The following is a 9,588-nucleotide window of genomic DNA, read 5'->3' as shown; positions in this document are numbered from 1 at the left end:
GATTGCAGCGGAGGCCTCGGGGAATAAGTTTATCGGTAAACGAATTATTGATATGAAAGTGGGAATAGAGCGTGGCGATAGCCTATTAAGAACGGCGCGTGCTACCGAAATATTTACCCCCTTGGTATTGCAGATGATGGCGGTTGGTGAAGAGACCGGCTCGATCGATAGCCTATTGGATGAAGTGGCAGACTTTTATGATGAAGAAGCAGACTACTCGTTAAAGCGCTTGTCTGAAGCAATCGAACCAATATTAATCGTTGCAATGGGCGGCATTGTCTTGGTCTTGGCATTAGGCGTCTTCTTGCCAATCTGGGACTTGGGCCAGGCAGCAATGGGACGGTAGACAGCGTGTATAAAGCGGAAGAAAAAACTGTTTATGAGCGCAGTTTCGGCAATCGCTATTTTGTGGTCGCAGTGAGCCTTCTGATTATTGTGTTCGCCTTGAATTGGTTGGCTGAACGTTTGAATCAAGAGCTAGTGAATGCCGAGCGTGTACAGTTTATTCATAGGCTTAAAGAACTCAATGCTGCTGTTACCTTGATGCAGGCATCTCTGGTGGCCCAGGATAGGCCGCAAGCAATGGCAGAGTTTGTGGGCGCAAATCCGATGAACTGGGTTCAGGATGACGTGACGCACTATGTTGGAGAGCAAGCTTTAGAGGAAAGTCAGCACCTAGCGGGTGTTTGGGTATTTGACCCAAAACTAAGAGATATTGCTTATCAGCCGCGCGATGTGTCAGTAGAGAGTTTGCGAGCGCAATTGCAGGGGGAGTTCTCAAGGATTGTTAGCGATGAACCTGAATGGCAGCGCCAAAGATATTCGCAATGGTTGCAATTTAGAGTAGTTGGTCTATTGTCAAAGGATAAAGTTCAAGCGAATAAACATTCAGAATATGAAGGATTAGTTCTGCAGCTCATGCCGTAAACCATGAGCGCAGTTTCTGAAGCAGGTACTTGGTTTTCAAAAACGGGTTTTCAAAAACAGGTTTCAATTTACATTGATGAAGAGAGTTTGAAGTTATGAAAAAAATGTCCGGCTTTACATTAATTGAGTTAGTGGTCGTGATTGCCGTGCTAGCTATTCTTTCTGCGGTGGCCTTCCCGAAGTTTGCTGAGATTTCTGATGAGGCGCATCGATCGGCTGTTGAAGGCGCTGGTGGTAGTTTTACCTCGTCGGTTTCACTGGTTAGAGCCCAGTGGCTGGCAAACGGTACCCGTACCGCCATTACAGACTTACCTGGATATGGTGAACCAGATAATGTTATCGATGTTAGTGTCGATGGCTGGCCAACAGGCGTAAATGGTAACACCAACCCCAGTGGAATGACCGCTGCTGAGTGTAATGCACTGTGGGGGGCATTAATGAATACTAATGGCCTAACGACGTCGACAGCCGTGGGTGAAGACTACCTGACAACGGTGAATTCTGGTGATTGTCGATATACCTATCAGGCAACAGTTGATGGACATAACGTTGAGTATGACCCGAACACCGGCACTGTCTATACAGATATTCAGCCTTAAGCAGTTTTATTAAGAAAGTAAGCTTTGTTGTTACGATTTTTAAACAAAAACATACATTAATGATGTGCGAAGTTTTAAAAGCATGTCTATAGTTAAATCAATAGATTAGTGAACGAAGTTTTAGTGCTACTTAAACTTGGCGTTAAGTCCAAGAAGCATTAACTTTTAATTTTAACGAACGAAAGCAGTAAATAATTATTAAGATTTAGGAGCTCTACTCATGAAGCGTCAAGCGGGTTTTACACTCATCGAATTGGTCATGGTTATCGTGATCTTAGGTATTTTGGCAGCCTTTGCATTGCCTCGTTTTGCAGACTTAGGTGGTGAAGCGCGTGCTGCAGCACTTCAAGGTGCTTATGGCGCGATGAGGTCTGCGTCATCCATAGCTCACGCAGACTATTTGGCTCAGGGCGATAACTCCTTGACTGAAATTACAATGGAAGGTCAGGTTATTCAGATGTTGAACGGCTATCCTGAAGCACAAACTGCTGGATCTGAAGGTATTCTTGATGCTGCTCAGATTACTGCTGCTGATTTCGATTTGGGTGGTACTCCAGGCGGTTTAGCAACTTCGACGGTTACAGTGACAGCTTCAGGTGTAACACCAGCTAATGCAGCAACTTGCCGTATTACCTATACAGCTGCTGCAGCAAATAATAGCCCAACTATTTCAATTGATGTTACGAATTGTGATTGATTAGTAGTTGTGTGAAAAAGCGCCGGTGGGCGCTTTTTTTCGTTTTTTAAAGGCAAGATTTTTGTCGAACAAGATCATAGCAAACTATTCAAAACAGACTAACCAGCATGGTTTTACCTTGATTGAGCTGGTGATGGTCATCGTGCTCATCGGTGTTCTAAGTGTCGGTGCCAATAGCCTGTTCTCTTCAAAAGACTCCTATGCAGACTACTTAGCCAAGGAAAGGCTTCTTTCTCTTGGTTTACTCGCGCAACAGTTAGCCTTGGGTGTCAGTGCTCAAGAGGTGCAAATAGCGGGTGCGGCACCTATACCGTCGGGAGATCCAGCGGAAATACAGTTTATTCGTACCGCTGGCGGCGACCTGCATTTTACCCTACTGAAGCATCAGCAAAGCGTTCAGACTTATCAACTGGAAACACCTTTGCCCACAATTTCAATAGATGGCCTTGCGCTGGCGTTGGGGGCTACTGTTAGTTTGGCGTGGGATCAAACAGCAAGTATGGACGATGCCGCAAATCACAATGTTACGATCGTTGGTACGAAAACCCATCGTATTTGCTTCTCCTCCTCGGGTTTTGTTTACGAATCGTCGGGGGCATGCCCGTGAGAGCTAATGTTACTCGTTCAAGAAGTTTAAGCCGACAGCAAGGCGTCACCTTGGTTGAACTCGTCATTTCTATTGTGATTCTATCGATTGCTATGGTTGCAGTGCTGAACTCTTTCAGTTTTACCATGAAACATAGTGCTGACCCCCTTTGGAGGAATAAGACCTTAAAGCTGACACAGTTATATTTTGACGAAATATTATCAAAGAATTATGACCACGCTACGCCCGTGGGTGGTGTGCCGATGGTCGCGAGCCCAGGTTGTACAGCAGCAGATCTGGGTCCCGATTCACCCGGAGACGTCCTGGAAACTCGCTCTGTCTATAACGATGTGGATGACTATGATGGTTTGACAGATGCTCCACCGGTCAGCTTAACTGCAGGTTTAGATAGTTCTTATGACAGTTATAGTGTTTCTATTAGTGTGGCGTGCGATACCGCTAACTTAGTGTCAGCGAGTGCAACGAATCACGCCAAGAAAATAACTATTTCGATAACGCCACCGGGCCAAAGTACGATGACCTTTGCCGCTTATAAGGGGAACTTCTAATGTCGCGCCCCTTAAATGACTCTAAAGGATTTACCTTAATCGAGATGATTGTCACGATTGTCGTGATAGGTATTCTAGGTGTAGGAATTGCCGGATTTATCGGTCGAACTACGGAGGGCATGATCGATGCCTCTGAGCGCGGTAAAATATCTGCCATTGCTTGGGTGGTATCAGAGAAGCTAAGTAGAGAACTACGATTAGCTTTACCGAATAGTATTCAAACGCTTAGTGGCGGCTCATGTATTGAGTTTATTCCCACTGTCGCTGCAACGGACTATTTAAGTGTGCCGATTTTAAGTGGGGCCAGTAGTTTCGAGGTGGTACCTTTTGCTAGCTACGTGGATGCAAGTGTCGATACTAGCCAGGACAGAGTGGCCGTTTATAGTAATGCCGTCAGTGATGTTTATGACCTATCTGGAAGCCAGCGCGTAATTAGTAGCTTGCTTTCTAGTATTACTGCCGGCGCAACAGCCGGTGCTTTGACGATTAACTTACAATCAAGCCATCAATTTGTCAGTGACTCCCCAACTAAGCGTTTGTTTATTAGTCAGGACCCCGTGATGTTTTGTTTTAGCGGTGGCTTTCTCTATCGTTATTTTGATTATGGCTTTGATTCGACCCCTGATACCAACAAGCAAACTGTCATGGCAAATGGTGCGAATTTAGGTAGCTTTGCTTATACAGACGCCAGCCTGACTCGTAATGCTGTGGTAAATATTGCTTACAGTGTTACAGGTAGTAATGGTGAACTCCAGGCCGTAAATCAAGAGGTGCAAATTCGCAATGTACCCTAGGCAACTCCACTTTAGACAACTACACCTTAAGCAGCGAGGTATTGGACTTCCTGCGACAATATTTTTGATCGTTATTCTTGCTTTGATCGTTTTGGCAATGAGTGATCTGGCTGAAGATTCCAGTATGGGCTTTGCTCAAGACTTTGAATCTACACGAGCCTTTTACGCGGCGGAAAGCGGTGCTCAGATAGCGCTAAACAGAGTGTTCGTTGGTGGGACAACTTGTAATGATGCAATGGGGTATCTGGACTTTGATGCAGGAGGGAGTAACCCTGGCTTGGATAACTGCATTGCACAACTGATTTGCCGAATTGATACGGTGGCAGGTACAAATTATATGACATTTACAAGCACAGCGACCTGTGGAAGTGGTTTGGACCAGGCGACTCGTTCGGTGCAGGTGAGGGCTCATGATTAATAAGGGTGTTTTGTTATTGTTCCGACTTATTACAAGTATATGTGTGATTGTCTGTCTGTTTACTTTCGCTAGTAGTGCTCATTCTGCAATTACTTTTGTAGCTAGTACGACTGAAGATGGCAATAACGATGATGTCACTCTTACTGTACCAGCGAGTGCTGAAGAAAATGATTTGTTATTGGTGCAGATTACTATCCGAAACAGAAGTGGTAGTGATGGGGTGACAGCGCCAGCTGGTTGGACTCAGATTAGCTCTCAAGACAGAGACGATGATGTACTCCAATCATTGTACTATCGCCTGGCTACGTCTGGCGACGCTGGGACCGGGTATAACTTTGATTTTGATGGCAATCGGAATCGGCGGTATATAGGTGGTATGTCTGTCTTTCGAGGTGTCGATACCTCCACACCAATAGATGATGAAGATTCTAGCGTAGGTATGAGTTGGTCCAGTGTGACAGCACCGTCGGTCAATACTTCAGGCTCGGGGGGAATGCTGGTGGCATTTTATACGCTTGAAGCCGGAGACGCAGCGTTTTCCGCACCTGTCGGTATGACTGAAATGTACGATATTGAGGAACATAAGGGTAATGACGGAATAACAACAATGGCCGCATATGAGCTTCGACCTACGGCAGGTGCATCGGGTGATCGAGTCGCGACGGCGTCAACAATTTTTGATGATGCCATTGGTCACTTAATTGCTTTGAGAGAAGGGGCGAGTGGTGTATTGAATGTTGATAGTGTCCATGGTGCCTGTGGTGTTGATAATCTCTTGGTAGTCGAATTCGACAATACCATTGATAGTGATGCCTTAGATACTAGCTACTACTCCTTAAATGCAGCGACGATTAGTAGTGTTAGTCAGCAAAGTGACACAACGGTTGTATTGCAGGTAACAGGAATTGTAGCGGGCCAGGCATATACCTTGACGGTGGATGGTACTGATCACAGCGTTGATTTCTCTGGTTTAACTGGTCATTACTTTGATCAACGTAACGGAAGTGGAACCAAGGTTTCTCAGCCTTCAGGTTTATTTACCGGTACGGCATATCTGCGTAAAGATAGCCAAGTGGATTTTGGTTGGGGCTCAGGAACGCCGACTATTTTCCCTAGTACCTCTGGAAATAATGAGCGTTTCAGTATTCGTTGGAATGGCTATGTGGTACCGACACAAACAGGTAGTTATGAGTTCCGGCTGTATTCAGATGATGGTGTACGCTTAGACCTTGAAGGTAGTGAGATTATTAATGACTGGAGCCTTCATGGACCGCGTTATTCGAGCACTTCTGCGGCGCAATTATTAAATTCTGGGCAGGGCTATATCGTTCAGATGGAGCACTTTGAGCATACTGGTCAAGCTTATGCTCGTTTGCAATGGCGCCGTGACGGTGGCAGTTGGGAAGCTATTCCAAGTGCAGCTTTGAGTTCATGTGCGGTCACAGGTGAGCTACCTGAACCTGTCGCAGAATTTCGAATGGACGAGACGGCTTGGTCTGGCTCATCAGGTGATGTGGTGGATAGCTCAGCTAGTTCTAGCAATGCCAGTTCTCAAAATGGCTTAGACACAACGAATACAGCACACCTTTGCCGAGCAGGCGATTTCGATGGTGTTGATGACTACATTGAAAGCTCAGCCGTAGGCACAACGCTTACGGGAACCTCTTCACTGAGTTTTTGGATCAAGACCACACAAGTAGGAAATAATACCGGATGGCAGGCGCCCGGTATTGCAGGTATAGAAGAGGCGGGAGGCTCCGACGATATCTTTTGGGGCTGGATCGATGCCTCGGGCCATATTGGCTTATCGGTCGGTAACGATTACTCAACAAAATCCTCAGGAGTGATCAATGATAATAGCTTTCATCATGTGGTACTAACACGTGATGCCGGTAGTGGTGCGTATAAAATATATATTGATGGCGTGTTGGATCAAAGTGGCACCGCAGCAGCAGGTGTGATTGGCAACTCTTTCACGAGTATCGGCCGGATAGAAGATACAGGTGGTTCGCCAGAGTACTTTCAAGGTCAGCTAGATGAAGTCAAAATATACAACAGCGTTCTAAGTGATTCGCAAGTGAATGCCTTATATACCGAGACACGTTCATGTGGCGCCTATCAGCCTCTTGCTCACTTTGCCTTTGAGCAAAATAATTGGTCGGGCGCAGGCGTGTCGATCGAGGATTATTCGGGTAACGGTAATGCGGGATTAAGTGTCGGTAGTGCAGAGTCCCATGCCAGCGGCCAGGTTTGTAAAGGTAGTTTTATTCCCGACAACTCAAATTCAGCAACGATTGATGCCATTGACTCACAGCTGGACTTGGACACAGACGTAGGGAGTCAAGGGACTATTGTGCTTTGGTATCGAGCTGAAGAGAACTGGGTGGGGAGTGGAGATAAGACCTTAATTGATGCAACTACCGATGTCATAGGAAATTCTAACGATAAGTATTTCTTCTTGGCAAAATTAAATGATGGTCGCTTACGATTTGCCTTGGAAGATAGCGCGGATCTTGATTTCAACTTATACACAAGTGCTAACTCAGTTGTTGCGGGAACGTGGGTTCATCTTGGCGTAACCTGGGACTTATCTGCCGATGAATTGCATATATATGTTGATGGAAGCTCTGCTGCCTCATCGTCAATTTCATCTAACGGCACTATGGGTGATGTAGGAAATATCTTCTTCGGGGACAATTCATCTACTTATCTAACACCAGGCGCTTCAGCTTATGGCCGTTTGGATGAGATTAAAGTTTACGATAGCGTGCTGACTGAAGCAGAAATTGGAACGGCTATGGGGGACTCTCATGCTTGTAGCTCGTGTTCTTTAGGTAGTTTTTCGATTACTCAGCCTGACTATGGGTTAGCCTGCCCGAGTTCCAGAGCTGAAGTGAGTATTCAAGCTGTATGTGCGGATGGTGTTACTGATAAAACTGACTATGTTGGTACGATTGGTTTAAGTACCAATGATGATTCAAATAGCGAGTTTTATGATGCTGCTAGCGGTGGTTCCTCCATATCGGGTCTCACTCTGGATGGCTCTGAAAGCGGTGCAGCAACGGTCTTTTTATTCCATGAGAGGGCGGTTGATGGTGTGGTCGTGACCGCCGAAGATACTGCAGAGAGTGTAAGCTCTACCGCAACGCCGGGTACAAACTTTAGTGCTTACGGATTTGTTGCCACCAACCCGGCCTCTTTTGTTTGTGGTAATTCTAAATCGATGACATTAACCGCTGTCGGTCAAACTCAACCAAGTGGTAGTGCTTGTTCAGTGTTGACTGATTTTGACGGGAGTAAAGATTTAAAAGCATGGTTTGAGGTGAATTATCAATCTGATGAGTCACCCGCTATTGCAGATACGGCCAGGACTTCCCTAAGCCTTAATAACACGCTTATCGCTAACAGTTTACCTGCTAGTGATAATCTGACTTTAGATTTTGATCAAGGTGTAGCAGATCTTGACGTTAGGCATTTAGATGCTGGACAAATATTGTCTATTAACTTTGAACATGAGGATGGGCTCAGTGAAACGCCACTTATGCAAGGTCTTATGTCTAATGCCTTTGTTGTCTCTCCTTCCTTGATTGAGTCGACTGTACCGAGCGCGCCAAGTTGTTCTTCTCCTTTTGGATCTTGCAGTGAGTTTGCAACGGTCGGTGATAATTTTACTCAGCAGCTTAGAGCTGTCTGCGCGGATGCAAGCGCAACAACGGCTGAGAGCTATATCAGTCCTTCGCCAATATCGTTGCGTAGTAATCTTATTGCACCGCTAAGTGGTGTTAATGCCAATGTTGCCGAGAGCAATGTGGCCTTTACATTGGCAGATGATGGTGTTGTGTCGGTGACGCAACAAATAGATGAGGTGGGGGTTTTCACTATGGAAGCCTATGCCGTGCCCGATTATGCGGGTGAAGTCGTCAGCGGTGGTACAAGTGGTAATGTTGGTCGGTTTATCCCTGATCGTTTTGATGTGAGCTTTTCCGTCACAGGAGGAAATTTTGCCCCAGCGTGTAATGTCGTTGGACTATCGCCCTTCACTTATATGAATCAGGCCTTTCAATGGAATACTGTCCCTGAATTGACGATAAGTGCTGTACGTGCTGATGGCACGATTACACAAAACTATGAAGGTGATTTTTGGCGCTTGGGTGCAAACCTGGAGCTAGATGAGTCTTGTGGTGGTAGTGTAGGCGTTAAGGGTTTTTGCTATACCGATAATGCAGCGACGGCGGCGACATTATCCTCGCCAGTTGGAGATATAAGTTATGGTGCGACAACAGATATTGATGGAACGCTTAGCTTACTTATCCACTCTAGTAACCCTAACTTCAGTTATGATCGACCTGCAGGGACCAATATCGTTCCTTTTGACGCAGATATTGATTTGGTCGTTACTTTGGAAGACGATGATGATGTGACAGGCACTAGTAATTTAGCAGCGCTTGGTTTCCAATTTAGCTCAGAATTACGGCAAGGACGGTGGAAAATGGAGAATGCCTATGGGCCTGATACTCAAGCGTTAAAAATGAAGGCTTACCCCCAATATTATTCTAGCGCCGGAACCTTTGTTGCCCATACTGATGATCAATGTACCGCAGTTGTTCCAACTGTTACACCTTTAGGTAGTGGTGCTACGAGCTTAGAAGATATTCTTGTGGGTTCAGAGTTAACTACCTTAAGTGTGAATGCTCCTCTCGATGATGCGCAAAATGAAAACTTTAGCTTCAGCGCTCCAGGAGTCGGCGGGGCTGGAAAAGTTCAAGTTAATCAGGACTTATCTGCATTGCCATGGTTGCGTTTTGACTGGGACGGAGATGGCGCTCTGGATGATGAGCACCCCTTTGTTGAGGCGCAGTTTGGTCAATATCGAGGCCACGACAGAATTATTTACTGGCGAGAAGTGAGTAACTGATTCTAGGTCGTGCTCCAAGGTTTGGGCATAGCGCGGGATGGAACCCGCTGCCTACAAAATATGAGAGTAATGCGGAGGGAGGG

General features: G+C 45.9%; 9 protein-coding genes. All 9 read left to right on the top strand.

Annotation, left to right across the window (positions count from 1 at the left end; all coding sequences use genetic code 11):
• Positions 1-346, top strand: a 346-nt coding sequence (locus A3763_RS25635; protein WP_197483129.1) for a type II secretion system F family protein, incomplete at its 5' end; no start/stop codon positions are given.
• A 5-nt stretch (positions 347-351) separates the two neighbouring features.
• Positions 352-927: a hypothetical protein gene (locus A3763_RS25630; RefSeq protein WP_068508285.1), complete on the top strand. Its 576-nt coding sequence runs from the start codon at positions 352-354 to the stop codon at positions 925-927.
• A 95-nt stretch (positions 928-1,022) separates the two neighbouring features.
• Complete coding sequence (locus A3763_RS25625) at positions 1,023-1,526, top strand: Tfp pilus assembly protein FimT/FimU (RefSeq protein ID WP_068554219.1); 504 nt, start codon at positions 1,023-1,025, stop codon at positions 1,524-1,526.
• 220 nt (positions 1,527-1,746) lie between these two features.
• Positions 1,747-2,223, top strand: coding sequence for a type II secretion system protein (locus A3763_RS29985; RefSeq protein WP_068508280.1), 477 nt, complete (start codon positions 1,747-1,749; stop codon positions 2,221-2,223).
• Between the two features lie 61 nt (positions 2,224-2,284).
• Complete coding sequence (locus tag A3763_RS25615; RefSeq protein WP_068740403.1) at positions 2,285-2,830, top strand: type II secretion system protein; 546 nt, start codon at positions 2,285-2,287, stop codon at positions 2,828-2,830.
• Entirely contained in the window at positions 2,827-3,378 is a 552-nt protein-coding gene (locus A3763_RS25610) for a prepilin-type N-terminal cleavage/methylation domain-containing protein (RefSeq protein WP_197475975.1), read from the top strand. Before A3763_RS25615 ends, A3763_RS25610 begins: the two co-directional genes overlap by 4 nt.
• The gene (locus A3763_RS25605) at positions 3,378-4,172 is read left to right on the top strand and encodes a type II secretion system protein (RefSeq protein ID WP_068508272.1); all 795 of its coding nucleotides are present in this window, start codon (positions 3,378-3,380) and stop codon (positions 4,170-4,172) included. Before A3763_RS25610 ends, A3763_RS25605 begins: the two co-directional genes overlap by 1 nt.
• On the top strand, positions 4,162-4,590 hold the full coding sequence (locus A3763_RS25600; RefSeq protein ID WP_068508270.1) for a hypothetical protein: 429 nt from the start codon (positions 4,162-4,164) through the stop codon (positions 4,588-4,590). The genes A3763_RS25605 and A3763_RS25600 overlap by 11 nt, the downstream gene beginning before the upstream one ends.
• Positions 4,583-9,505, top strand: a complete 4,923-nt coding sequence (locus tag A3763_RS25595; protein WP_068634264.1) for a DUF6701 domain-containing protein — start codon at positions 4,583-4,585, stop codon at positions 9,503-9,505. The genes A3763_RS25600 and A3763_RS25595 overlap by 8 nt, the downstream gene beginning before the upstream one ends.
• Positions 9,506-9,588: the final 83 nt, after the last annotated feature.

The sequence above is a fragment of the Oleiphilus sp. HI0128 genome (assembly GCF_001635365.1).
Note: the sequence above shows the minus strand (reverse complement) of the source record. Positions and strands in the feature narration are given on the sequence as shown.

Bases quoted from the DNA above. Each gene is read 5' to 3' on its own strand.
- A3763_RS25625 (WP_068554219.1), top strand. From the start codon at position 1,023: ATGAAAAAAATGTCCGGCTTTACATTAATTGAGTTAGTGGTCGTGATT.
- A3763_RS29985 (WP_068508280.1), top strand. From the start codon at position 1,747: ATGAAGCGTCAAGCGGGTTTTACACTCATCGAATTGGTCATGGTTATC.
- A3763_RS25605 (WP_068508272.1), top strand. From the start codon at position 3,378: ATGTCGCGCCCCTTAAATGACTCTAAAGGATTTACCTTAATCGAGATG.
- A3763_RS25600 (WP_068508270.1), top strand. From the start codon at position 4,162: ATGTACCCTAGGCAACTCCACTTTAGACAACTACACCTTAAGCAGCGA.
- A3763_RS25595 (WP_068634264.1), top strand. From the start codon at position 4,583: ATGATTAATAAGGGTGTTTTGTTATTGTTCCGACTTATTACAAGTATA.